The organism is Mesorhizobium sp. 8, from assembly GCF_006351905.1.
Classification (GTDB): domain Bacteria; phylum Pseudomonadota; class Alphaproteobacteria; order Rhizobiales; family Rhizobiaceae; genus Mesorhizobium; species Mesorhizobium composti.
The window spans coordinates 4,480,821-4,504,967 of record NZ_CP040914.1; the positions used below are offsets into that span (position 1 = coordinate 4,480,821).

Here is a 24,147-nt window from a genome sequence, read left to right on the forward strand (position 1 = left end):
AATGGGAGAGCACGACGACGATCCTCCTAGGTCGGCACTGCTCTTCTTACATCGGCACGGAGAAAGCATAGCTGTCTTCCACGCCGTCTCGGCTAGACCAATCCAAGCTCAGTCCGCCGTTGCCTGCCGTCACGATCGCCCTGTTACCGTTTGCAGAGGCGATCGCCTTCAGTAGTCCGCCTCGCGAGCCTTTCACACGAGCTTCATCCTTGCCGGCAACCTCCACCCGCTGGAGCAGCGTCCGGATGATCTGACGAGGCGGTTTCCCGGCCACCTGAAATCTCATCCGCGCGTCCTTCGCCATACGGATCACGTCCTGCATGGACAGCATAGGGCCTATCCGGATCACCATTGCCTCAACCCGGTCCGCTTCGATCTCGGCTTGCTCCCGGAGACTGGAAAGTTCGGCGATACGCTCCTTGAACATCCGATCGGTACTGACAAACATCCCGTTTTCGACGGCTTCATACAGATTTCGAAGCTTGCGCTCTGCCTCATCCGCTTGCGCTCTTAACTTGACAACATGCTGGCGCCGACGATCCGTCCAGTCTTCACGATGTGCCAGAAGCGGGGTCATCAACGCCTCGATCCGTTGGGGAACGAGCAGCGTCGATCGGAGGAAGTCGATCACGGCGTCATCCAGCCGGTCCATCGGGACCGCCGGTCCCTGACAGCCTGTTCGACCCTGCCGCGCTCGGGTCGAGCAGGTGTAGTAGCGACCGCACGCGTCGAGAGCAACATCAGGACCCTGAAGGCACAAAGCCGAGCCATCCTGCTCATCAGCCACAACCTCGATCAGGTATTCCGGCTTGCGGATCGTATTTGCGTGCTGCGCCGAGGCGTCCAAGTGGGCATCAAGCGCACCAGGAAAACATCGAACAATGAGATCGTCTCAATGATCACCGGGCTCACCACCTCCCAGGATTCCCGAGAACGACCGTCGCAGTAGGAAGGTAGCGTTTCATGTTCATGCAGAGACTTATCGATCGCAACCCGGACCTTCTGAGGGCCGCAATCGATTTTCATCAGTCGGGGCGCATCCCAGCCAACACCTTCCTCATCGATCTTGACGCGATAGGCGCGAACGCTCGGGTCTTGAGTGCCACGGCCGAGGAACTCGGGCTCAAGACGTACATCATGACGAAGCAGTTTGCGCGCAATCCCTTCGTCTCAAGGGTTGCTCGAGCCGCCGGCCTAGGCGGCGTGGTGGCCGTCGACATCAATTGCGCATTGATGGCACGAAGGTATGGCATCCCCGTCGGACACATGGGGCATCTAAACCAGATTCCGCGAAACCAGATCCCGGCAGCCGTCGCGATGCGGCCGGAGGTGATGACGGTTTACAATATCGAACACGCGCAGTGGATCGACGGGGCAGCCTCCGGTGCGGGGATTATCCAGGACGTTATGATCCGCGTGAGTTCACCCGGAGACATCTTCTTTGACGGACAGGAAGGTGGTTTCCAAGAAGGGGAAGTTGCGCAAGTAGCTGGGGCGATTGGCAAGCTCACAAACGTCCGGCTCGTTGGCGTCACCGCGTTCCCGTGTGTTCGATACAATCCGAATCGTGGGGACAAAGCGGAACCTACGCCGAACCTGCATACGATCCTTCGCGCCGCTGACACGCTCCGGGGCATGGGAATTGACGTTCAGCAGATCAACACACCGGGCAACACAGCCTCAGATACGATGCCTATGCTGGCTGGCTATGGCGCGACCCATGTGGAACCCGGTAACGGCATCTCCGGAACCACCCCGAACCACGCCTACCGTGACGACCTTCCTGAGATTCCGGCGTACGTTTATGTCACTGAGATCTCTCATCACGTTGGAGCGCGAGCCTATGCGTATGGGGGTGGCGTGTACCACGACATGCATATGCCAGGCTCACCAGGGGCACTGGTGGGGCCGACTTGGGAGGCTGCACGCGAGAATGGAGTCGAATACCGGCACGAAATCAAACAGGTCATCGACTATCATGCGGTGCTTGAGCCTGGCGACAGGTGCCGACCTGGTGACACCGTGTTGCTCGGCTATCGCACGCAAATGCAAATGACGCGTTCGTTTATTGCCTGCGTGTCCGGGCTCTCCAAGGGCGTTCCCCAACTTCATACCCTGTTCGACTGGGCCTGCACGCCGCTCGACGCAAATCTCGAGCCACTTTCACCTGCGAGCGTGCGGGAGGAACTCAGCCAAGTAGCGGCGGAATAGTTCCGGCCCGCGTGCCGGCCTCGCCGCTCGCGTTTTCGAGACCGGCCGTCGTGTCGGAGGCTGGTGGCGCTAAGGCCGGGAGCAGGCGCATCGCGTATCGACGGCCTTATTCAACGATAGAACCGGCTTAGCATCGGCGAACCTCAAGCCATTCATGCTCGTCACGTACCGAGGAGGCATTGGAGGAGGAAGCTAGCGCCGATCAAAGAGGTCTCTACCCCGATCTTTGTAAGAGGTCGCCATTGGAGTGGAATGCGTTTGCTGTCTCAGCTTTGAGTGCCGATCTGGGGCGCGGAACTGATGCCTGACCTTGAGGGCATACTCTCATATATTTCTGAAGCGCGCCGCCCAGAACATGTCCATCCCCTGCTAGAGCGTGTAGCTGCCGAGTACGGAATGAAGACCGTCGCCTATCTTGGCGCGGGAACACTCACTCGTGGGGGCCCAACGCGTGAGCCGTACATAGCTGTGACCTATTCGGCGGACTGGGTGAATAGGTACAGGGCACAAGGATATCTCAGAATAGATCCGACCATCCAAGTTGGCCTCAGGCGCATACTCCCACTGGACTGGGATGAGTTCCGCGAGCGGCACGGTCACTTGCGGCAGTTCTTTGGAGAGTCACACGAATTTGGTCTCGGCCGACAAGGACTCTCATTTCCTGTTCATGGCTACCTCGGCGACCGGGCATTGTTCTCGGTGACCGCAGATTTCAGCAATAGGGAATGGCAGTGGACACGCCGAACCGTGCTTCGGCATTTCCCTGTCATTGCGTCACACCTCCACGAAGCCGTGCTTCGTACCGAGGGTGTGCTCCGAGGGCGACCTCACCTGTCGCGAAGAGAAGTCGAATGCCTGCAATGGACCTCGGAAGGCAAGACCGTCTGGGAGTGCGGAGTCATCCTCGGGTTGTCTGCGCATACCGTGCGCTGTTATCTGGAAAGCGCACGGTACAAGCTTGGTGCGTCGAGCAACACGCACGCTGTTTCGCTGGCGTTAAAGTCGGGCCTGCTCTTCGATATGCCGTAAACCCGGCTATTCAGCCGGATACTCGCCTCAGCCATTAGCTCCTACGTCGTCCTCGTTCCCACGCGAGGAGGAGACGATGATATTGGCTATTGAGGGCGTTGACCGCCATCTCCATCCAGACCTTTTCGACCAGATGTTCCGTATGCGCGCGGCAGTATTCGCCAATCGACTGGGTTGGGACGTAACGGTCGTTGACGGTCGCGAGATTGACTGGTTCGACGCAGAGGATCCGCTGTACCTGTTTAGTATCGATGAGGTCACGGAAGAGTTGAAAGGCGCCGTGCGGCTGCTTCCGACGACCGGACCGAATATGCTTAGGGATGTGTTCTCGGTTCTCGTTCCCGATGGGGCGGTCGAAAGTCCGCTGATCTGGGAAAGCTCGCGTTTTGCGATCAACCCTGGCGTGGGAATCGGTCCGGCTCATCAGGAAGCCAACCAGGTCGCGAACGCCACTACCGTTGAACTGCTTTGCGGACTTGTGGAAGCAGCTCAACTTGCAGGCGTCGAACACATCGTATCGGTGTTCGACGCTCGAATGGCTCGGATCTTCCGCAGTCTCGATTGCGGATACGAGGTCATCGGTGTCCCGACACGGATCGGGGCAGCGATGACATACGCCGGGCTGTTCGAGACGTCCGATGCACTGCGTCGACGGCTGGGGAGCAAGGCCGGATTGCACAAGCCTGTGCTTTCAACGGTGCGAGCTGCCTCCGAGATCACTCGGAGGGCGTAGCGCAACAGCTCGGATTGCCGCGTCGGTGGATGATCGTGGCGAGGAAGAAGCGTTCGGGCCGAAGGTATGTTGCCGGGCCGCCACGCCGGCGCGTCGCCAGTCAAGCCATAGCGATGGTTGCGCGCCGCCGGTGCCGGGATCGCCGGCGTGGCGGGGATGCTGGTCCGCTGTGAAGCGACCTGCGGATAGGCCCAGGCAACGGCCGGCATGTAGGGAGACTCGCCGGAGCGCAGTTCGATGAGGTAGGTGCGGCGATCCGTGGTGATGACGAGGTTGGTGGTGATGTCGGTGCGGGTCGGCTTCCTGACCTGGGAGGGGGCGGCCAACCGCTATCCCGAGGGCATCCCGCTGGAGGTCAAGGCCACCATCCGGCATGAACTCGCATTGATCGAGCGCCTCGATTACGCGCCCTATTTCCTTACCGTCAATTCCATCGTCCGCTTCGCCCGGTCCAAAGGTATTCTCTGCCAGGGGCGAGGCTCGGCCGCGAACTCTGCGGTGTGTTTCGTTCTCGGTATCACTTCGATCGACCCCGACCGCAACCAGCTCCTGTTCGAGCGCTTCGTGTCCGAGGAGCGGCGCGAGCCGCCCGACATCGACGTCGATTTCGAGCACGAACGCCGCGAGGAGGTGATCCAGTGGATTTACCAGACCTACGGCCGTGACCGCGCCGCGCTGTGCTCGACCGTCATCCGCTACAGGGCAAAGGGCGCGTTGCGGGACGTGGGCAAGGCACTCGGCCTGCCCGAGGATCTCGTCAAGATCCTCTCCACCCAGGTCTGGGGCTGGTCCGAGCAGGAGATCGGGCCGCAGCATGTCGACCAGCTCAATTTGAACGTAGCCGACCGACGCCTGCGTCTCACGCTCGAGCTTACCCATCAACTGATCGGCTTCCCGCGCCATTTGAGCCAGCACCCCGGCGGATTCGTGCTGACCCGCGATCGACTCGATGATCTCGTTCCGATCGAACCGGCGGCGATGGAAGACCGCCAAGTCATCGAATGGGACAAGGACGATGTCGATGCCCTGAGGATGATGAAGGTCGACGTGCTGGCGCTCGGCATGCTGAGCTGCATGCGGCGGGGCCTCGACCTACTTTCCGAGCACAAGGGCATGGCGCTCGATCTCGCTTCCATCCCGGCCGAGGATCCGCGCACCTATGCGATGATCCGCAAGGCCGAAACGCTCGGCACCTTCCAGATCGAGTCCCGCGCGCAGATGTCCATGCTGCCGCGCCTCAAACCCAGAACCTATTACGACCTCGTTGTCCAGGTGGCGATCGTCCGGCCCGGTCCGATACAGGGCGACATGGTGCATCCCTATCTGCGCCGCCGCGAGGGGATCGAGCCCGTCCACTATCCCAAGCCCGAGCTCGAAGCCGTGCTCGGCAAGACCCTGGGTGTGCCGCTCTTTCAGGAGCAGGCCATGAGAGTGGCCATCGAATGCGCGGGATTCTCGCCAGGCGAGGCCGACCAGCTCCGCCGGTCCATGGCGACATTCAAACACACGGGCGGCGTCTCGAAATTCCGCGACAAACTCATCGCGGGGATGATCGCCAATGGCTATGAACCCGAGTTTGCGGCCGCCACCTTCAAGCAATTGGAAGGCTTCGGCAGTTATGGCTTTCCGGAAAGTCACGCAGCCAGTTTTGCGCTTCTCGCCTATGCCAGCGCATGGCTCAAATGCTGGCATCCCGACGTGTTCTGTTGCGCGCTGGTCAACGCCCAGCCCATGGGCTTTTATGCTGTCGCCCAGATCATCCGCGATGCGCGCGCCCACGGGGTTGAGATCCGGCCGGTCTGCGTCAACGGCTCGCATTGGGATTGCACCCTCGAACCGACTGAAGGTGAGGACCGCTTTGCGGTCCGATTGGGCATGCGGCTGGTCAAGGGTCTCGCCAACCGCGATGCCGCGACGATCGTCGCGGCACGCGAGGACCGGCCCTATGCCTCAATTGATGACCTCTGGCGCCGCGCCGGCGTGCCGGCCGCCGCCCTGACGCGACTGGCCGAAGCCGATGCCTTTCAGCCGGCATTGGGGCTGGCCAGGCGCGAGGCGCTGTGGGCCATCCGTCCGCTGCGCGACGAACCCCTGCCGTTGTTTGCAGCAGCGGCGGCTCGCGAGGCCGAGCCCTTGCCTGAAGCCTTTGAGCCCGCCGTCACGCTGCGCCCGATGACTGACGGCCGCGAGGTGGTCGAAGACTATGGCCATCTCGGCCTGTCACTTCGCGCCCACCCCGTGTCCTTCCTGCGCGCCGATCTGACGCACCGGCGCATCGTCTCCTGCGCCGAGACGATGGCTTCGCGCAACGGACGCTGGCTTGAATGCGCCGGCGTCGTACTCGTCCGCCAGCGGCCCGGCAGCGCCAAGGGCGTTCTCTTTGCCACCATCGAGGACGAAACCGGCACCGCCAATGTCGTGGTGTGGTCGAAAACCTTCGAGAAATACCGCCGGGTCATCTTGTCTTCAGCCATGCTAGGCGTACGCGGTCGCGTCCAACGCGAAGGCGAGGTGGTGCATCTGGTCGCCCATCAGCTGACCGACCTGACGTCCCTGCTCGCCTCGATCGGCCATCGCGGCGACCCGTTCCCCTTGCCGCATGGACGCGGCGACGAACTGCATCGCGGCGGCCCGCGGCCCGATCCGCGTGACGAAGCAAAGGTCCCCGCCGCGCGCAACGTCGTCGACCCCTATCTCCATCTTGACGAGATCCGGATGCGGGCCCGGAATTTTCACTGAGCCGGATCTTCCCGCCTTCGCTTGCGCAGCTCGGTCTCCAGGAATTCCCAAAGCCACGTTTCGATCGCTTCGATCGCATTGTCCGGTTTCGAATCCCGCAACTTTTCCGCCTGCTCAACGAATCCGGAGAACATGCCGCGTATCTCATCGGGAGATGCGGCAAGCCGCTTGAGCATCCTCACCGAATTATGGGCGTAGCCGAGAAACTGAGCATTTCGCTCCTTGATCTCCGCCAGCATCGCCTGAGTAATGCGTTCGCTCGGGGCGACGAACGCGCCATCCTCCCAGTCGACATAAAGCGAGGCATTCTTCGCGTGGTTCGATGTCTCGTGAAACTCGACCTGGCGCCTCTTGAACGCCTCTATGGCACCCTGCAGATCACCACGCAGCTTCGCGGCTTTTTCTGCCTCCGACCCTTCGAGCATGTAGGCATTGGACTTGTTCTTGGATGCATGCCGGGCAAATGCAGCAAGCACCTTCTTCTGGTCGACTTCCAATCCCATCACCAGGCTCATTCCCCAAGCACCGAGCGTATCGACCTTGGCGCATTCCTCCAACGAGATCTGGTGCAGGGACAGGGCCCTTGCCACCCCGCCCGCCTTGCCGAGGAGCTCCGCCTCGAAGAATAGATGCTCCGCGTTGTCGAACGTCTTCTCGGCCCCACGGACGATCACTTCGAGGGAAGCCTGATCCGAATTCGCCTCATCGTCGCTCACGCTGCTCTCCCGTCTCATGGCCCTCAGTAGCGCTGTTTCATGTAGTCCGGGATCACGAACCGCTGCACATAGGGCTGTGACCGCGAGCGGTTCATGGCATCCCAATACATGGCGACCGCCACCGGCTCGGTAATCGCTGACGGCACGTGATAGCTGTACCTGGGAAACTCCGCAGTCGACGTCGCGGGGACATGGTACGACCGCCTGAATTCGGGCTGGAGATAGTCGTAGATCGCCCAGCGGATGTTGTTCAGGAACTCGCCGATCTGGCTCGAATGGTAGACGAAAATGTCTTCGTGAAACCATTCGAAGAAGGTTTCGACGGCGAGATAAGCCTGTTGCTCGCTTACCGGATGACCGGCTTGCTCGAGCAGTCGGCGCAGATGCCCCACATTCGTCGCGAGCCGCGCCAGATTGTGCTTGGCCATGTCGCCGCACATCTTGAGGTAGCGGTAGCGCGTGATGCGCACATCCGCGACGACATCGATTGCGTGCAGGTTGACGCCTGTGGCGATGAACTCCCCTTCCAGCCAGGTCGCGAATGCTTCCACCGCTGCAGACAGACCATCTCCGTCGGCACCAAGCTTCGGATCGGTGCAGACTTGCCGCAAGTGAAACAGGAATGTCAGGTCGGACGGGCGCGCGTTGCTCGGCGCTCGCTTGAGGCCCAACGGTATCGGCTCGCCCTTGAAGGCACGAATCTCGGAGAGGAAATCACCGAGCAGGATAACGAAGAGCCGCGCGCATCCACTGGTCTGGAACATGAGGTTTGACGGATCGGGCCGATCGGTCTTCATGAACATCGCCCAATTGACCATGCCGTCGATCATCTCCCAGGCCGAATTGAGGATGATCGCCTCACGTTCCGTATCGTTCATCGTCGTCCTGGCCTATTCTCGCGAACATTTACTTCCCTCTCGGCCGCAACCACCCGCCGAAATCAGGCACTCTACATGACCAGCGACTGGACACCGATATTCGTACAACCATTCGACGATCTGCCGGACCCGCGAAACCTTGTCGCCGCGGTCGTCGGAGCGCAGCGTGGCATAGGTGGTGAATAGGATGCCTTCCGGCAGCGTGATCGGCTTGCCGTCACCACATCCTGCAGGATACGCCGGCCGGGCTCATGGAACAGAACGTCGTTCGTCACCACGGTCGGCACGCGCATCTTTGTGCCGAGCGTCGAGAGATCATACAGCCGCATCTGATCGTTGGGCCGACGCCGCAAGGTCAGCGCCAGATAGGCGCGATCCCCGAAGGCGTCGCGCAACCGGCGCAGCCGCATCGCGCATTCCTCATCGGCCGCGTCCGGCACCAGCACCGCGATCAGCCCCTCGCCATAAGCGGCGAGGTCGGGCCATTCGAGGTGGCACTTGGCCTTGCCGGCACGTCCCTTGCCGAGGGAGAGCAAGCGGCAGAGCTGCGCATAGGCGGCGCGGTCGGTCGGATAGACCAGCACCGATGTGCCGTCGGCGAGGTCGAGGCGGCAGCCGACGACCAGCCGGATGCCGGTTGCCTTGGCTGCCTCGCGCGCCCGCACAATGCCCGCCAGCGAGTTGCGGTCGACAACGGCAAGCGCTTCGATGCCGATCATGGCGGCTTGTGCGAATAGCTCGTCGCAGGAGCTGGCACCGCGCAGGAAGGAGAAGTGCGAGGTTACCTGGAGCTCAGCGTAGCGGGGCGCGTTCATCCGAAAATTCCATGGATGAACCAGCGCTGGCTGCCGGTCGTTGGATCCTCTCCGTCGCCGGCACGAAAGAGCCAGTAGCGTTCGCCGGTCTCGTCTTCGACGCGGTAGTAGTCGCGCACCGCGGCGAGTTCGGCATCGCGTTTCCACCATTCGCCAAACACCCGCTCTGGCCCGTCCGCTCGCTTCACGCGCCGGCGCACGCCGCGCCAGGTGAAGGAGACTGGGGGATGGTCAGGAAGCAGGGCAATGGTCTCAACCGGTTCGGGATGAAGGAAGAGGCGCGCAGGGCGTGGCCAAGCATCGGGCCAGCTCGTACCGCTGTCGGACGCAAGCGCCGGAACGCGGCAGACCGAGCGCTCGGGCACATCGCTCATCACCGGCGCGGCGCGATAAAGCGCGCGTTCGCCGACACGGTTGGCGAGAGTGTCGATCAGATCGGAGATGTCTGGTTCGACCTCCTCGACCAGGGAGGTCACGATCTGGCGCGCGTCGAGTCGCTCGGCGATGGTGGCGCACAGCGTCATTGCCTCAATGCCGAAGCCCGGATCGATGGTCTCGATCCTGTCGCAGAGCAGCCGGGTGAGACGCTTCACGTCGCGCACCGGCTTGGCCATGCCGACGCGGACGGCCTGCGCGCGACTGTCGACACGCTGGCAGATGAGGTCGAGCCGGCGCGCGCCCTGGCCTTTCTGTTCAAGCGCGGCACAGAGCGCCTCGACCAGCTTGCCGATATACCTGCCGATCGTCTCGGCCGCCGAAATTGGTTCGGCGAAGAGCCGCCGCACCTCTGTCAGTTCCGCGGGCCGGATCGGCTCGATCGGATCGACCGAGCGGCCAAGGGCTGCATCGAGGCGACGGCCGAGTTCGGGGCCGAAGCGCAGCGCCAACGGTGCACGGGGTTGGACCGCGACGTCGCCGACCCGATCGAAGCCGAGCAGGCGCAGTTCAGCCGGTATGCCGCGTGGCAGGCGCAACGCCTCGATCGGCAAATTGGTGATGACGTTGGCGCCATGACCGCGCGGTGCCACCGCCGTGGGTTGGGCAACAAAGCGCGCGAGCGCATGAGCAGCTCCCCAGGTGTCCGCGATGGCGACGCGCGCCGCGACGCCGGACATGGCCAGGCGGCCCACCAGGCCGTCGAGCATGGCGAGCTCGCCACCATGGAGATGCTCGGCGCCTGTCGTGTCGATGACGATCCCATCGGGGGGATCGGCGGCAACGATTGGCGCGATGCGTTGCAGGATCCAGAGCGCCAGACGATCCAGCGCCGCGGCCTCGCCTACGGGGTCGGCATCGCGGACGGCAAGGCCTGCCACCAAAGCCTGCGCCTTGGCCGCAGGCATGCCGACGCGCACGCCGAGCGCGGTGGCCGCCGCATCGGCTGCCGTCACGATCCGCCGGCTTCCGTCTCGGCCAACCACGATCAGCGGTGCCTCAGCGGGCGGCGCTTTGTCGCCGGTCATGCGCCGTAGCCGGTCGGTGGACCAGTTCGGCAGGAACAGCGAGACGACCCTTCTCATCACAAGCTTCCAGTTCGAAATCTGCGGATTCGCCGGCGCGGGCCCGGATCAACTCGACGAGCCAGCGCGCCCGTCCGACGCCGGGGACCGGCAGGGACGTGGACGGCAGTACCGAAACCCGCCAGCGGGTTGCGGCAGCGGTAGGCAGGCCGAAATCCGTAGCGTGGGCCTGCCGGCGCCAGCGGCGTAGCGCGAGGCCGATGGTCCCGGTGCCCTCAGCGGCGAGCATCAGGCGGCGCGAGGCCTTCATCGACAGGTGCGCAACCTCACCGACGACAGCGCCGAGCGCCCCATGGCGAAGACCCTCCTCCATACAGGCGAGAACGCTGGCTTGGTCGCCAGCCTCGAGATATATCACACGGTCGGGTGGCAGGCCGGCCTGGGCGACCGCAGGAGCGAAAATGTCGGCCTGGGTGATGCACCACAGCACGCGCCCTTTGGTGCGGGCGGCAATGCCTGCGGCAAACAGGGCCGCTGCGGCGCCATCGACCACGCCGTGGCCTCCGCCCGCAATCTCATGCAGCGCGCCCCGCGCAAGGCCCTGTCCGGGCAGGCGTGAATCGACCTCGGCCAGCCCGAAGGGCAGCACCGATTGCACGCGGCGGCGATGGCCTTCGATCTTTTCGATCTGCGCGCGCAAAGCGTCGATGGCGGGCTGAGGCCGCACGATATTGATCGACCTCCATGTAAGGGCCTTGCAATCATGTTCTCTATTTGTTCTAACGATGACATCGAAGAGTCAAGCTCGATTCCGTCGCGCCAGGGGAAGAGTGATCGCTCCGGCCCACCAGCGGTTTGCGTCGCGAGGACAGTGTCGTCGCCGGCCCGCAGCACCTGGAACGGTTGACAACGTCGAGATAGCGCCCGCACGGCGTCTTGATTTCGGTAGTTCTTGGCAGGCGTTGGTGATCGACGATGGGCTTTGCGCGGGTGGATTTCGCGATCCAGAATTCTGTATTTCTGTCTTTCTGGATAGAACGATTTCTGGCTTTCGGGATTGCAAGAAAGGCAGAAATCTGTATCCTTGCCTCGCGTCGCGCGACCGGGGGTGGTCGTCGCCGCGCCAAAGGGGGCGGCTTTGGCCAGCAGACGGACCGAAGGCAGCAGCGAAAGCAGTACGCTGGAGAGCGAAAAGGAATCGCTCAACTTCAAGGTCAGCCCCCAGTTCAAGAAGGAGTTCAAAGGCTTCGCCGTGTCCGAGGGGATCAGCATGACCGATCTCCTCAAGGAAGGTTTCGCCCTCACGAAGAAGAAGCGGCAGAAATGACCGCGCGTGCCCAGGCGGGCAGAATTCTCCACGCGCTTGCGTGGCGCAGGTGGCGCCCATGACGCTGGACGAGACAAACCGTCCCGGTTCCGAAGCCGAGTGGCTGTTCGCTATAGCGGAGGGTCGCGCCTTTCCGGGCGTCGACGGACTGGTCGCGGTGGACGGCTATAACCCCCTTGGCCGCGCGCCAGAGGAAGTTGCGGTCATGGAGAAAGCACGCGACTACGGAGCGCGTGCCGTATTCTTCGAGGCTGGCCGGCACGGGCGCGCCCCTGTCGCCCAAGCCCTCGTGTTCGACGCCAGCACGGCGGTGGACGATGAGGAGTTTGCAAAACTCCACAAGCGGCTGTGGAGTTGGGGCGGTGTGCCTCTCGTCTATCGCGCCGCGCCGGGGTGCATCCAGTTGTTCCGCTGTGCGCACGAACCGGATTTCGTCGGTCCGGACAATGTGCCGGTCTGCAGGCCAATCCGAAGCCTGTCGGTCGCTGCCGAGATCGCCGCTCAGGACATTTGGTGGAACGCGGCCCGCATCCGCAACGGCACGATCTGGGACGACCCGACCGCATGTGACCTCATGCTCTCGGCACAAAAATCGGCGCACCGAACGCTCGTTGAGGAGGTCCGGGCGCTGGCCAAGCAACTCACCGAGAGTGGCTTGCTTGAGGCGCGGCTGCGCCGTCGCCTGCTCATTCTCGCGCTGCTCATAGCCTATCTCGAAGAGCGCTCGGTCCTCCTGCCCAAGGATTTCGCGCGTGCGCGCAAAGGCGCGACCCGTTTCTTCGAAGTGCTGGGCGATGGCGCCGCACTTGTGAAATTGCTCGAGACCCTGGAGGGGCGTTTCAACGGTCACGTGTTCCGACTGACCAAGCAAGAGCGGGCCGCGTTGCTCGCGAGCAGCGAGCTTGCGAGCTATGCACGGCTTGTCGAGGGACGCGAGGATGCGACCGGTCAACTGAGTCTGTGGCGGCTCTATTCGTTCCGTGACCTGCCGGTGGAGCTGATCAGCAATATCTACCAGCTTTTCGTCAAGGACGCGGCGAGTTCCATTTACACGCCGCCGGCGCTCGTTCGGTTGATGCTCGAGGAGACTTTGAGCTGGGAGCGCCTCGATACGCTGATGGCCGGTGAGGGTGTTATTCTCGATCCGGCGTGTGGATCGGGCGTCTTCCTGGTGGAAGCCTACAAGCGGCTTGTGCTGCATTGGCGACTTCACAATGGTTGGGCTCGTCCAGGTATCGACGACCTGCGTCCTCTCCTGCAGCGGGTGCATGGCGTCGACCTTGAGGAAGGAGCCATCGAACTCGCAGCATTCAGCCTGTGTCTCAGCTTGTGTGACGCGCTTCAGCCGGAAGAGATCCGTGCCAGTGTGAAGCTCTTCCCACCGCTGGCGAACGAGACATTGCACTGGAGCTGCTTCTTCGAAGCCAAGGAGAAGGGGCTCATCAAGGTCCCCGTCGCGGTGCTCGTGGGCAATCCCCCGTTCGAGTCGACGCTGACGACGGAGGGGGCCAAGCGGAGCTACGCCCGCTATACCAAGACCTACGGCCTGCTGGCCGACATGCAGCTCGCATACCTCTTCCTGCATGAGGCGATGGAGCTGCTCACGCCCAATGGCATCGTGGCGTTGGTCGAGCCGGCCGGCTTTCTCTACAACCAGAACGTCGCCCCATTCCGGGGTGGCATTTTCACGCGCTGGAATGTGCGCGAGATCCTGGACTTCGTCTCGGTTCACCGCCACGACCGCGCCGCCGAGCGCCGCGGTCGCCTGACTCTGCCTCGCTCCGCCCAACAGCCTGCGCAAGGCCGGCCCGTAGGCTTCCTCCATGCCGCTGCGGACCATGTGGACAGCAAAGAGGAGCAGCATGGCTGCTCCAGCCAGATGAAGAAGGATGAGGGAAAAGTGCATGGCTCACGTCCCTGGCAGCAAGCGGACAGGGTTGTGGGCAGGGCTGCTATATAGTCAATTCTTTAGTTTCTATGGAATCATAGGTTAAGCCTATAGATCGGCTCCTCAGGGAGTGAGCACGGTCTGCATGAACGCCTCGATCTTCGGCGAGTGCCGCCGCTCCTGCAGGCAGGCCAGCCGATACTCCGTGTGAATCTCGGCGTCTTCTATATGGATCGTGGTCAGGCGCGGATGGGCGACGAACTCGAAATCCGCCACCACGCCGATGCCGAGGCCGCGCTCGACCGCCTTCCAGACACCTTCGCGGCTGCCGATTTCGAGCAGCGGCTTGATCTCGATACCTGCCTTTCCGGCGGCGCGCTCGAAGGCACGACGCGTGGTCGAACCGGTTTCGCGCAGGATAAGCGATTGTCCCTCAAGCTCGGCGATGCCGACGCTCTCGCGTCCGTACCAGGGGTGCTCGGCGTTAACGAACACGACGACCTCGTGCGTGCTGAACGGCACCGAGTAGACGCGCGGATCGTCGACGACATGCGCCAGGATGGCAACGTCGGAGTCCAGGTCGAGGATGCGCTGCAGGGTCTGGTCGGAATTGCCGAGCAGCATGTTGACCTTGATCGACGGATACTTCGCCAGGAAGCGCGCCACCATCTCGGTCGCGTGGAACGGACCGACCGCAGCGAGGCGCAACTGACCGGTCGTCAGTCGGCCGCTGCTCAGCATCAGTTCCTCGGCTTCCTCGTTGAGGCTCATGATGCGCCGGCTGATGTCGAACAGTGCAGCGCCCGTTTCCGTCAGCTCGACGCGGCGGCCGCGCCGTACCAACAACTCCACGCCGTAACGCTCCTCCAGTTCCTTGACCTGGGTGGTCACGGTCGGCTGGCTGATGTGAAGCGCTTGGGCGGCGGCCGTGAATCCGCGGTGCTCGGCGACCGCGTGAAACGAGCGAAGATGGGTAAATACTATAGCCACAGCCTATGATAAGCGACGAAGATTTGTATTAGTCAATGGATTTGGGGTTTGCCAGACTTCCCTTCAGACAACGAATTCAGACAGGAAGCCTGCCGTGTGGTCCTATCGCAATCCCGTTGACGTCCGCTTCGGCCGCGGCAGTTTTTCCCTCCTGGGCGATCTCCTGAAAGGCCGCAGCTACGCGCTCGTCACCTACCCGGACACCTATTTCCGCTCGCTGTCGGCCGAACTGGAAGCCAAGGCCGGCAAGCCGCTCCTGGTGATCGACGACATTGCGCCCAATCCCGACATCGCGCTGCTCGAGGTCCAGACGGCCCGCTTCGCGAACCTCTCCAGGACGCCGGACGTCGTCGTGGCGCTGGGCGGCGGCTCGGTCATCGACTCGGCCAAGGTCTTTGCGGCGGCGCGAGGCGACTTCGCCGCGATGGACGCATACCTGAAGAAGCGCGCTGGTGCCGAGACGATCAAGCCCTGGCCGCTGATTGCGGTGCCCACCACCGCCGGCACCGGCAGCGAAGTCACGTGCTGGGGCACGGTGTGGGATAATGCCGGCGGCGTGAAGTTTTCGCTCGCCCATCCCGGCCTCTATCCTGAATTCTCCATCGTCGATCCTGACCTGATGGTCGGCAAACCGCGCGACCTGACCATCCAGACCGGACTGGACGCGCTGTCGCATTCGCTGGAAAGCCTGTGGAACCGCAGCGCCAATCCAGTTTCCATGGCGCATGCGGTCACCGCAGCGCGCGGCGTGCTCGCAACCTTGCCCCGGCTCGCGGAAGACCTGCGCAATGCCGAACTGCGCGAGGGCATGGCACGCGCCGCGACGCTGGCCGGCTTTGCCTTCTCCAACACCAAGACGGCAATCGCGCATTCGCTGTCCTACCCGATCACGTTGCGCCACGGCGTGCCGCACGGCATCGCCTGTTCGTTCAGCCTGCCGATGATTATCCGCAGCGTCGCCGGGGAGGGCGGCATCTGCGCCGAGGGGCTGAACGCGATCTTCGGTACGGATGCCGAGGGCGCGGCCCGGCAGCTCTCCGATGTCCTGGCAGGGCTTGGCGTCGCCACCGACTATCGGCACTACGGCATCGACGCCGAGGAGTTCCGCGACCTCGTCGATCTCGCCTTTGACGGCGAGCGCGGCCAGAACTTCATAGGCAGCAAGAAAAACCTGCATGCGGCGGCAGATCTTGGCAAGGAGGAGCGCAAGGCTGTCGCTTAGCTGTCATCCGGCGGCGGTAGGCGGCACAATGCCGTCCACCACCGTCCCGATCAACTGTTCAAGGGAGGAACACATGACCGTTTTGAAACGCTTTCTGGCGGGCCTTGCCACGGCCGGCGCCATCGTCGCCTATGCGGGCAGCAGCCAGGCCGCCGAAGAATGCAAGAACCCCGACTCGCTTGTCTTCTCGATCATCCCGACGGAAGAGACGACGCAGGAACTCGGCATCTACAAGCCCCTGATCGACAAGATCAAGGAAAAGACCGGCAAGTCGGTCGAGTTCTTCATGCCGACCTCCTACGCTTCCGTCATCGAGGGCATGGTGAACGGCTGGGTCCAGATCGGCGTGCATGGGCCGAATTCCTATGTGCTGGCCAAGGAAAAGGACCCCAAGCTGGAGGTCTTCGCGACCTACACCAAGGCCAAGGGCCATTTCCAGGAAGAGGGGCCTGGCTACAAGGCGGTCCTCGTCGTCAAGACCGGCTCGAAGTTCGACAGCATCGAGAAGCTGAAGGGCAGCGTGCTCGCCTTGGCCGACCCGGCCAGCACATCGGGCAACCTTCTGCCGCGCATGGTCTTCGGGCCGCTCGTCGGGGTCGGGCCGGACCTGGAGAAGTATTTCTCCAAAGTCGTCTATTCGGGCGGCCATGACCAGTCGGCGCTCGCCGTCGAGGAGGGACGTGTCGACGCGGCCTGCCGCATTTGCCATGCTGCCTTTTCACTTATGACAGCCCCGAAGACGAGGCTCGAATGTTCATCGTCGCCAATCGAGCCCGCAAACCGATGAATCGCCTGGATGATTTCCACGCTGCTTTGGCGGCGGCAGATGAAGATGCGATAGAGATCCAGCGGCTGGTAACCGAGGCAGGCATGAGGATGGCTCGCAACACCTCGTCCACCGCGTGGAAGGCGGGAGAGGTTGCTTTCACATCTTCCATCGCGACTGCCTTGCGACGGCATGGCCCCGCGATTGTGTCAGCGGTGCTGACGAGCATAGCTGAGGCCTATGAGGGGCTTCCTCTGACCTATGGTGCATCGATATTCGGCGCTTTGATCAAGCTCTTCGCAAATCCGCCCGAAGGCTTTGACCCGGACGACTTGGTGCCCACGCTGAGACAGTTCGATATGGTGTTGGTGGGCGAGGCGGTGAAAGGCCTTAGCGGCGGCGACTCCCGCGCGGTGGCTGTTCACGGTGCCATCCTAGAATGCTTGGGCCAGATAAAAACGGCTGAAGGCGAACTGCCGGTGTAGTTCCGACAATTGCATCAATGTCGCACTCGGATCAGGTCCGAGTGCGACAGTTATTTGCGGGCCTAGGCTTCGGACGGAGCCTTGTCAGATTGCGGCCGCTCGATCGCGAAGCCCAGCGCCGAACGGCGCATGGCTTTGCCGATGCTCTGGTCTCAGCGCTCCTTCACTGCGCGCGTCTTGCGCAGACGGATGTCAGGCGAGGGTGCCTGAACCGCGACACGCGCAGAAATGGCAACCGGTTCTCGAGAATCGGCCGGCTGGCAGCGCGATCCGAGCGCTGGGTTGGCTGGGGCCGGAGAATGCGGATGCCGTTTTGAAAATATTGAAGGGCAGGCTTTCATCGGCCGACTTCAGCGAACTCGTGACGGCCGCACCGCAGTTGCCTACGTGGTTTGCCCAAGCCATAGGGAAGGCTCCCTTCGATTGCAGGGCAATTCGAAATCCCAGCAACCTGATCGCCGATGCGAAAGCTCTGCTGCGTGATCGAAAGTGCGATTTGCGGCGGGCTGCGAAATGGCTTTATCAAGTCACGTAGAGCGCCGTTATTGCCGAGCGTCCAGCAAGGCGTTGATCCGGTCGATCTCAGCCGCCGACAGTTCGGTTCTGCCGAATGCCGCCGCCAGTTGCATTTCCGCGTCATCCAGCGCTTGCGCCTGGGCGGCTGGGTCCTGAAGGGCCAGTGCCGCCTCGCGGCTGCTTTCATAGGCGGCAATCTTGCCGACCGCCGAGTTGGGGGCGGCGTGCTCGCGGGCCGTGGCCGATGCGTGAGCCGCGCTCAACGCTCCAAATGAGCGGGTAACAGACGCACTTTGCGACGTCGCCACGAAGGTTCTGTGCGTAGCGGATTTGCCGTGCACAGCGGCCGATTTGTCGTGGCTGGCCGACGATTTGCCATTGCTGGAGCCGCCGCGCCCGCCATTGCCGTGTCCGCCGCTGTTGCCGGCACCCTTGGCGTGGGCTGCGCTGGTCAAGCTCAATCCATCGACAGAGGCTAGCGATGCACCTCCGGCTGCCAAGCCGAAGCAGGTCAGTACGGCAAGGTAAGCTTTCACTCTCATGGGAGTCCTCCTGCGAAAGCCGGCCCGAGAGGCGCCCTTGCAAAAAAAGCTTGCCTTCGCCCAGTGTATCTACTTAGTGTATCCAATCATCGGATGCGATCGGGAGGCGATCTTGGCGAAGGCTTCTGCCACGCAAATTGCGGTGGAGCAGCTCAGGGCTTCGATACTGTCGGGAGAGGTCCTGCCCGGCACGCGGCTGATCCAGGAGCAGATCGCCGAGGCCTACGGGTTCTCGCGCATCCCGGTGCGCGAGGCGCTGCGGCTGCTGGAGGCGGATGGGCTCGTCACCTACGAGCGCAACAACGGCTACACGGTGGCGCGCATCGACGCCACGCAATTGCGCAGCATTCAGCGACTCCGCCAGCTGCTTGAAGCCGAGGCCGTTCGCCAGGCCTCCGCCGCCGGTGAACTCGGTCCGGATCTCGCCGCTTCCATGCGGCAGGTCCATGCGGAACTGAAGGCGATGAATCCCGAAAACGCGGGGGAGGTCGCGTCGCGCACCCGCGCCTTTCATTTCACCCTGTTCGAGGCCTGCCGCGAGCCGGTCCTGCTGCGCATTCTCCGCAATCTCTGGGATTCTACCGACAGCTGGCGGACCATCTACTACCGGCTGGTCTTCGCCTCGGAGGCCGATCACCGCAAGCAGGTGTTCGAGGAGCATGAGCATCTCATGCGGATCGTCGAAAGCGGCGACGCCGAGGCGACCGTCGCCATACTCGACCATCTCAGGGACCGTGGCATCGCCGCCGTTGAGAGGGCGGTCGTTCAAAGCCGATCGCAAGAAAGCAGGCTGCAGGCCCACCTCATGCTGAGGACCCTGCAGACCTGAGGCTTGTCACTGGAATGCAAGACGAAACCCCAAGGGGGAAAGGTGAGGAAAATGGGAGTGATCAATTTCAGCCGCCGGCTCGCGCTCGCTTTGGTGGCGGGCAGCGCACTGTCGCTGTTCGCGGGAGGCGTGGCCGCCGCGCAGGACAAGGTCCTGTTGCGCCTGGCGCACGGCTACACCACGACGTCCGTCGAGCAGGAGGTGCTGGCTGCCGCAGCCGATAGGATTCGCGAGCGAACGGGCGGTGCGCTCGACATCCAGATATTCCCGGGGAACGAGCTCGGCACGAATGCCGACATGGTCGAGCAGGCCGTTTCGGGTGGCGATGTCATCGTCTTCGTCGACGCCTCCGGCGCCGCCGAAAAGGGCTTTCCCACACTCGGCATCCTGTCCGGCCCCTTCCTCTTCGATAACGGCGAGCAGGCGCAGAAATTCGCCAAGTCGGACATGTTCAAGGAATGGACCGAGGAACTGGCGGCGAAGGGCAACCTGCGCATTCTCGCGCTCAACTGGTTCGATGAGCCGCGCGACATCATCGGCGACCGCTCCTTTGCCGATCCGGCGTCCCTCAAGGGCATGAAGGTCCGCCTGCCGCCGCTTGCAGCCTGGCTCGCCACCTTCGAGCCCCTCGGCGCCATCCCGACGAGCCTGACCTACGGCGAGACATACGGCGCCCTGGAGCAAGGTGTGGTGAACGCGACCGAATCCTCGCCCAACGCGATCTTCGCCGCCAAGTGGCACGAGGTGAGCAAGCACTTGACGCGCACCGGCCACATCCGCCCCTGGCTCGGCTACGCCATGGGCGAAGACGCGTTCAAGCGGCTGAGCGAGGATCATCGCAAGATTCTGGTGGAGGAGTTCACCGCCTCCGGCGAGGCGGCGGCCAAGACCCATACCGAGCGCACGAACGGCCACATCGAACAGATGAAGGCGGCCGGCGTCGAGATCCATGAAGCGGACATCCCGGCCTATCGCGCCGCGACGGAAGGCTTCTACACCAGCTCCAAGGACTGGCCGGCCGATCTCGTGGGCCAGATCCGCGCACTCGCCCAGTAGTTTCGTGCCCGTCCGTCCGGCAATGCCGGACGGACGGCAACACAGTGGACGGTTTTCCCATGAAACGATTAGTCGTTTTCATAGAAGACGATGTGCCGGCCATTTTGCTGGCTGTAATGGTCGTGGTCCTCGGCGCGGAAGTCTTTTCCAGATACCTCCTGTCCCGGTCCATTCTCGGCGCCTCGGAGATCGCCGAACTGTGCTTCGTCTGGCTGGTCTACCTGTCAGCCATCGGCGTCCTGCGCCGCCGTCGGCACATCGCCGTCGATGCGTTGCGCATGCGGCTTGGCTCTCGCGGCCAGGCGCTTCTCGATTGCCTGACCAACGCGATCATGGCGGGAACGCTAGGGCTGCTTCTCCTGCGCGCCTGGACGTTCGTCAGCCGCACCAACTTCTCGCCTTTGCCGGCGACGGGTCTTTCCAGACGGGTACTGGCCGTTGCCGTGCTCGTCGGGATCGCCGGCATGCTGGTCCACGTCCTGCTTCACCTCGTCGCCGCGCTGCGTGGGGCGAGGAGCGACAGCTACAGCGCCGAACCCGAAAGCCTGGGTGACCTCGACGATATCGAGCAGGGCAAGGGGACCGCGATATGACCATGGTCCTGCTCATGCTGCTGATGATCGGCCTGATCGCCATCGGCCTGCCGATCGCTTTCACGCTGCTTGTCACCTCGGTCGCCTATTTCACCGTCACGCCCAGCCTGGACATCATCGTGGTGCAGCGCATGGTGACCTCCATGGCGTCCTTTCCGCTGTTGGCGGTGCCGTTCTTCGTTCTCGCCGGCACCATCATGGTCCGCGGCGGCATCGCCGAACGGCTCATCGGCTTTGCCGACGTGCTGGTCGGGCACCTTCGCGGCGGTCTCGCCCAGGTCAACGTCATGAACAGCGTGCTGATCGGCGGCATGTCGGGTTCGGCCAGCGCCGACGCGGCCATCGACAGCAAGGTCCTGGTGCCGATCATGCGGCGCAAGGGATATTCGAACGGGTTCGCCAGCGCCCTGACAGCGACCTCGTCCGTATTCTCGCCCCTGCTGCCGCCGTCCATCAGCCTTGTGATCTACGGCGTCATGGCGGACGTCTCCATCGGCGACCTCTTCATGTCGGGCATCGGCGTGTCGGCCGTCATGCTGGTCGTGATGATGCTCACCGTGCATGTCATGTCGATCCGCAACGGTTATGAGCCGTCGCGCAAGCGTGCCACCGCCGGCGAGATATGGGCGGCTTTCCGCTCTTCCATCTTCGCGCTGCTCATGCCGGTGCTGCTGCTGGTCGGCCTGCGTGCCGGTGTCTTCACGCCCACCGAACTGGCCGCTGTGGCGGTGATCTACTCGCTTTTCGTGGCGATGGTCATCTATCGCGAGATCCACTGGCGGGATCTGCTGCCGATCTTCCGCGAAGCGGCGCTCACGACCGCGATGATCATGTTGATCATCGCAGCGGCCGGCGCCTTTGGTCTCGTCGTCTCCTACGAGCAGATTCCACGGCTGCTGAAGTCGGCCTTGGACACGGCCGCGATATCTCCGACCATGTTCATGGTCATCCTCTCAGTGGCGCTGCTCATCGCCGGCACGGTGCTGGAATCGCTGTCGCTGATGATCATCCTGATTCCCGTGCTTGCTCCCATGGGCGCCAGCCTCGGCATCCCGCCCGAGCAACTCGGCCTGTTGCTTGTGCTGATCTTCACGCTTGGCGGCATCACGCCGCCGGTCGGCACGATCACCTTCACGGTCTGCGCCATCACCGGCTGCCGCCTTGGCGAATTCACGCGGGCCTTCCTGCCTTTCTTCGCTGGAATGCTGCTGGTCGTCGTCGCCGTGATCCTGTTCCCGCCGCTGACCACATGGCTGCCAGCCGTCCTCCGACACTAGACTCCGTGAACCGAACCATGCCGCATGATCCGCTCCTGCAGCCTTTCCGGCTGAAACACCTGACGCTTCGCAACCGGATCGTCAGCACCTCGCACGAGCCCGCCTATGGCGAGCAGGGAATGCCCAAGGACCGCTATCGGCTCTACCACCTGGAGAAGGCGCGGGGCGGGGCGTCGCTGACCATGATCGGCACCTCGATGGTCTCGCGCGACAGTCCCTCCTCCTTCGGCAGCAACCTCGTCCTGCACAGGCCGGAGATCGAGACATGGCTGCGCAGGCTCGCGGACGACGTTCATGCCGAAGGTGCCGCCGTGATGCTGCAGATCACCCATCTCGGCAGGCGCACCAGTCACTATGCCGGCGACTGGCTGCCAGCCGTCTCGGCCTCCGCCATTCCCGAGCCGTTCCACCGTGCCACGCCCAAGGTGGCGGAAGACTGGGATCTTCAGCGCATCATAGCCGGCTACGCCGCCGCCGCGCTGCGCTGCCGCGAGGCCGGGCTCGATGGCGTCGAGATCGAATGCTACGGTCATCTGTTCGACGGGTTTCTCTCGCCGCTGACCAATCGGCGCGACGACGCCTGGGGCGGGACGCCGGAGAAGCGGCTGGCCTTTCCGAGGGCCGTTGTCCAGGCGATCCGCAAGGCGGTCGGGCCGGACTTCATCGTCGGCCTGCGCGCCGCCGTGGACGAGGACGATCCGGAAGGGCTGTCGCTGGAGGAAGGGCTGAACGCCGTGCGCGTACTGGCCGGCGACGGCATCGATTTCCTGTCGGTCATCAAGGGCACGATCGGCAACGACGAGGGGCTTGCCCGCGTCATTCCGCCGATGGGCACGCCCTCGGCACCGTTCCTGGATTTCGCCGGTGCGGTGAAGCGGGCGCTGGACCTGCCGGTCATGCACGCCGCCCGCATCAACGACGTGGCGACAGCCCGCCACGCGGTCCGGGAAGGCCTACTGGACCTCGTCGGCATGACGCGGGCGATGATGGCCGATCCGCATCTCGTCAGCAAGGTGGCCTCGGGGCTGGCCGACCGTATCCGGCCATGCGTCGGGGCTACCTATTGCCTGGACGCGCTGCACCGGACCGGCGACAGCAAATGCATCCACAATCCCTCGACCGGCCGTGAAGGCACCATCCCGCACGTCATTCCCAAAAGCCCCGCGCCGGGCCGCCGCGCCGTCGTGATCGGCGCTGGGCCTGCCGGGCTGGAGGCGGCGCGCGTCCTCGCCGAACGCGGGCACAAGGTGACCGTCTTCGAGGCGAACAAGGCACCCGGCGGCCAGATTCTGATCGCTTCGCGCTCGCGGCGGCGACGCGACCTGATCGGCATTGTCGATTGGCGGCTGGCCGAGGCGGATATCCTCGGCATCGACATCCGGTGCAGCGTCTATGCCGATGTCGAGGACGTCCTGGCTGAAAGTCCCGACGTCGTGATCGTCGCGACCGGCGGATTGCCGGACCGTAGCTTCCTGAGCGACGGCGCGGACCTCGTCCTCGACAGCTGGGAGGTGATGACGGGAGCCCCGCTTTCCGGGGATGTCCTCGTCTTCGACGCCATGGGCAACCATGCCGGGCTGGACGCGACGGAAATCGCCACCGCTTCCGCAAGGACCGTCGAATATGTGACGCCGGCGCGCACCATCGCTCCCGAGGTCGGCCCGCTGACTTCGCCCGGTTATCTGCGCATGTTCGCCGAGCGTGACGTGACGACCACCCTCGGCTGGCGCCTTCGCAAGGTGACGCGGACGGACGATGGCCGTCTGGCGGCGCACCTGACCCACGAATATTCGGACATGACCCGTATCCGGATCGTCGACCATGTCGTCGTCGAGCAGGGGACGCTGCCCAACGACGACCTCTACTTCGGTCTCGTCCCCCATTCCATCAACTGCGGCGAACTCGACCAGGAAGCCTTCGTCGGCATCCGCCCGCAGGAGATCGTCCGCAATCCCGCCGGCACGTTCAGGCTCTTCCGCATCGGCGACGCGGTAGCGGGGCGCAACATCCACGCCGCCATCTACGACGCCGCGCGGCTGTGCCTGCCGGTCTGACGCAATCCTCCCTCAGAAAGA

Annotated in this window: 19 protein-coding genes and 4 pseudogenes; 14 read left to right on the forward strand and 9 right to left on the reverse strand. The window is 63.3% G+C overall.

The annotated features are described in order from the left end of the window. Window positions 1-46: 46 nt before the first annotated feature. The gene (locus FGU64_RS21615) at window positions 47-847 is read right to left on the reverse strand and encodes a zinc ribbon domain-containing protein (protein WP_139954981.1); all 801 of its coding nucleotides are present in this window, start codon (window positions 845-847) and stop codon (window positions 47-49) included. Between the two features lie 116 nt (window positions 848-963). Here FGU64_RS21615 and FGU64_RS21620 point away from each other — a divergent pair, with 116 nt between their 5' ends. Then, window positions 964-2,211 (forward strand): alanine racemase, encoded by a 1,248-nt coding sequence (locus FGU64_RS21620; protein ID WP_139954982.1) that lies wholly within the window; start codon window positions 964-966, stop codon window positions 2,209-2,211. A gap of 1,105 nt (window positions 2,212-3,316) precedes the next feature. Continuing rightward, the gene (locus FGU64_RS21630; protein WP_139954984.1) at window positions 3,317-3,973 is read left to right on the forward strand and encodes an acyl-homoserine-lactone synthase; all 657 of its coding nucleotides are present in this window, start codon (window positions 3,317-3,319) and stop codon (window positions 3,971-3,973) included. Window positions 3,974-4,047: 74 nt separating this feature from the next. Here the strand turns inward: FGU64_RS21630 and FGU64_RS21635 are convergent. After that, window positions 4,048-4,281, reverse strand: a pseudogene (locus tag FGU64_RS21635) (TrbG/VirB9 family P-type conjugative transfer protein); the annotation flags it as partial. Between FGU64_RS21635 and FGU64_RS21640 the strand changes: the two are divergent. Beyond that, window positions 4,277-6,712: pseudogene (locus FGU64_RS21640) on the forward strand (error-prone DNA polymerase); the annotation flags it as partial. The pseudogenes FGU64_RS21635 and FGU64_RS21640 sit on opposite strands and share 5 nt — an antisense overlap. Here FGU64_RS21640 and FGU64_RS21645 read toward each other — a convergent pair. The 5 genes and pseudogenes from FGU64_RS21645 to FGU64_RS21670 form a co-directional block, all read right to left on the reverse strand. Further along, window positions 6,706-7,428 carry an AbiV family abortive infection protein gene (locus FGU64_RS21645; protein WP_246671186.1) on the reverse strand — a complete coding sequence of 241 codons (723 nt, stop codon included), beginning with the start codon at window positions 7,426-7,428 and terminating at the stop codon, window positions 6,706-6,708. The pseudogene FGU64_RS21640 and the gene FGU64_RS21645 overlap by 7 nt on opposite strands. A 23-nt stretch (window positions 7,429-7,451) precedes the next feature. Beyond that, window positions 7,452-8,306 carry a hypothetical protein gene (locus tag FGU64_RS21650; RefSeq protein ID WP_139954986.1) on the reverse strand — a complete coding sequence of 285 codons (855 nt, stop codon included), beginning with the start codon at window positions 8,304-8,306 and terminating at the stop codon, window positions 7,452-7,454. 212 nt (window positions 8,307-8,518) lie between these two features. After that, window positions 8,519-9,121, reverse strand: a pseudogene (locus FGU64_RS21660) (PHP domain-containing protein); the annotation flags it as partial. After that, a complete protein-coding gene (locus tag FGU64_RS21665) occupies window positions 9,118-10,641 on the reverse strand; it encodes a DUF6504 family protein (RefSeq protein WP_139954987.1) in 1,524 nt (507 codons plus the stop codon). The gene FGU64_RS21665 and the pseudogene FGU64_RS21660, both read right to left, overlap by 4 nt. Continuing rightward, window positions 10,556-11,308, reverse strand: a complete 753-nt coding sequence (locus FGU64_RS21670; protein WP_139954988.1) for a damage-inducible protein — start codon at window positions 11,306-11,308, stop codon at window positions 10,556-10,558. Before FGU64_RS21670 ends, FGU64_RS21665 begins: the two co-directional genes overlap by 86 nt. A gap of 357 nt (window positions 11,309-11,665) precedes the next feature. Here FGU64_RS21670 and FGU64_RS21675 point away from each other — a divergent pair, with 357 nt between their 5' ends. Together FGU64_RS21675 and FGU64_RS23665 are read left to right on the forward strand one after the other, a co-directional pair. Continuing rightward, window positions 11,666-11,908 carry a hypothetical protein gene (locus FGU64_RS21675; RefSeq protein WP_246671187.1) on the forward strand — a complete coding sequence of 81 codons (243 nt, stop codon included), beginning with the start codon at window positions 11,666-11,668 and terminating at the stop codon, window positions 11,906-11,908. A gap of 1,075 nt (window positions 11,909-12,983) precedes the next feature. Continuing rightward, a pseudogene (locus tag FGU64_RS23665) lies at window positions 12,984-13,511 on the forward strand (DNA methyltransferase); the annotation flags it as partial. Between the two features lie 408 nt (window positions 13,512-13,919). On the opposite strand, the gene FGU64_RS21685 reads toward FGU64_RS23665, so the two are convergent. After that, the gene (locus tag FGU64_RS21685) at window positions 13,920-14,786 is read right to left on the reverse strand and encodes a LysR substrate-binding domain-containing protein (RefSeq protein ID WP_246671188.1); all 867 of its coding nucleotides are present in this window, start codon (window positions 14,784-14,786) and stop codon (window positions 13,920-13,922) included. A gap of 94 nt (window positions 14,787-14,880) precedes the next feature. Here FGU64_RS21685 and psrA point away from each other — a divergent pair, with 94 nt between their 5' ends. From psrA to FGU64_RS21705, 4 genes are all read left to right on the forward strand, one after another. Continuing rightward, window positions 14,881-16,008 carry an iron-containing alcohol dehydrogenase PsrA gene (gene psrA / locus FGU64_RS21690; RefSeq protein WP_139954989.1) on the forward strand — a complete coding sequence of 376 codons (1,128 nt, stop codon included), beginning with the start codon at window positions 14,881-14,883 and terminating at the stop codon, window positions 16,006-16,008. Window positions 16,009-16,081: 73 nt separating this feature from the next. Continuing rightward, window positions 16,082-16,795 (forward strand): phosphate/phosphite/phosphonate ABC transporter substrate-binding protein, encoded by a 714-nt coding sequence (gene phnD / locus FGU64_RS21695; protein WP_180375585.1) that lies wholly within the window; start codon window positions 16,082-16,084, stop codon window positions 16,793-16,795. Next, window positions 16,759-17,259 carry a DUF6551 family protein gene (locus FGU64_RS21700; RefSeq protein ID WP_139954991.1) on the forward strand — a complete coding sequence of 167 codons (501 nt, stop codon included), beginning with the start codon at window positions 16,759-16,761 and terminating at the stop codon, window positions 17,257-17,259. Before phnD ends, FGU64_RS21700 begins: the two co-directional genes overlap by 37 nt. Before the next feature lie 202 nt (window positions 17,260-17,461). After that, a complete protein-coding gene (locus FGU64_RS21705; protein WP_139954992.1) occupies window positions 17,462-17,794 on the forward strand; it encodes a hypothetical protein in 333 nt (110 codons plus the stop codon). 7 nt (window positions 17,795-17,801) lie between these two features. Here the strand turns inward: FGU64_RS21705 and FGU64_RS21710 are convergent, their stop codons facing one another. Continuing rightward, a complete protein-coding gene (locus FGU64_RS21710; RefSeq protein WP_139954993.1) occupies window positions 17,802-18,230 on the reverse strand; it encodes a Holotricin-3 precursor in 429 nt (142 codons plus the stop codon). A 124-nt stretch (window positions 18,231-18,354) separates the two neighbouring features. Here FGU64_RS21710 and FGU64_RS21715 point away from each other — a divergent pair, with 124 nt between their 5' ends. The 5 genes from FGU64_RS21715 to FGU64_RS21735 all read left to right on the forward strand — a co-directional run bounded on the left by FGU64_RS21715 (window position 18,355) and on the right by FGU64_RS21735 (window position 24,126). Then, a complete protein-coding gene (locus FGU64_RS21715; protein ID WP_180375586.1) occupies window positions 18,355-19,146 on the forward strand; it encodes a GntR family transcriptional regulator in 792 nt (263 codons plus the stop codon). A 57-nt stretch (window positions 19,147-19,203) separates the two neighbouring features. Beyond that, a complete protein-coding gene (gene dctP, locus FGU64_RS21720; RefSeq protein WP_180375587.1) occupies window positions 19,204-20,202 on the forward strand; it encodes a TRAP transporter substrate-binding protein DctP in 999 nt (332 codons plus the stop codon). Window positions 20,203-20,294: 92 nt separating this feature from the next. Continuing rightward, window positions 20,295-20,795 carry a TRAP transporter small permease gene (locus FGU64_RS21725; protein ID WP_180375588.1) on the forward strand — a complete coding sequence of 167 codons (501 nt, stop codon included), beginning with the start codon at window positions 20,295-20,297 and terminating at the stop codon, window positions 20,793-20,795. Beyond that, window positions 20,792-22,072 (forward strand): TRAP transporter large permease, encoded by a 1,281-nt coding sequence (locus FGU64_RS21730; RefSeq protein ID WP_246671189.1) that lies wholly within the window; start codon window positions 20,792-20,794, stop codon window positions 22,070-22,072. Before FGU64_RS21725 ends, FGU64_RS21730 begins: the two co-directional genes overlap by 4 nt. 17 nt (window positions 22,073-22,089) lie before the next feature. Further along, on the forward strand, window positions 22,090-24,126 hold the full coding sequence (locus FGU64_RS21735; RefSeq protein ID WP_139954997.1) for an NADH:flavin oxidoreductase: 2,037 nt from the start codon (window positions 22,090-22,092) through the stop codon (window positions 24,124-24,126). The last annotated feature ends 21 nt before the right edge of the window (window positions 24,127-24,147 follow it).

Excerpts from the sequence above, each read along its gene's own strand:
- FGU64_RS21620 (WP_139954982.1), top strand. The coding sequence starts at position 964 with ATGTTCATGCAGAGACTTATCGATCGCAACCCGGACCTTCTGAGGGCC.
- FGU64_RS21630 (WP_139954984.1), top strand. The coding sequence starts at position 3,317 with ATGATATTGGCTATTGAGGGCGTTGACCGCCATCTCCATCCAGACCTT.
- FGU64_RS21650 (WP_139954986.1), bottom strand. The coding sequence starts at position 8,306 with ATGAACGATACGGAACGTGAGGCGATCATCCTCAATTCGGCCTGGGAG.
- FGU64_RS21665 (WP_139954987.1), bottom strand. The coding sequence starts at position 10,641 with ATGAGAAGGGTCGTCTCGCTGTTCCTGCCGAACTGGTCCACCGACCGG.
- phnD (WP_180375585.1), top strand. The coding sequence starts at position 16,082 with ATGACCGTTTTGAAACGCTTTCTGGCGGGCCTTGCCACGGCCGGCGCC.
- FGU64_RS21700 (WP_139954991.1), top strand. The coding sequence starts at position 16,759 with ATGTTCATCGTCGCCAATCGAGCCCGCAAACCGATGAATCGCCTGGAT.
- FGU64_RS21730 (WP_246671189.1), top strand. The coding sequence starts at position 20,792 with ATGACCATGGTCCTGCTCATGCTGCTGATGATCGGCCTGATCGCCATC.
- FGU64_RS21735 (WP_139954997.1), top strand. The coding sequence starts at position 22,090 with ATGCCGCATGATCCGCTCCTGCAGCCTTTCCGGCTGAAACACCTGACG.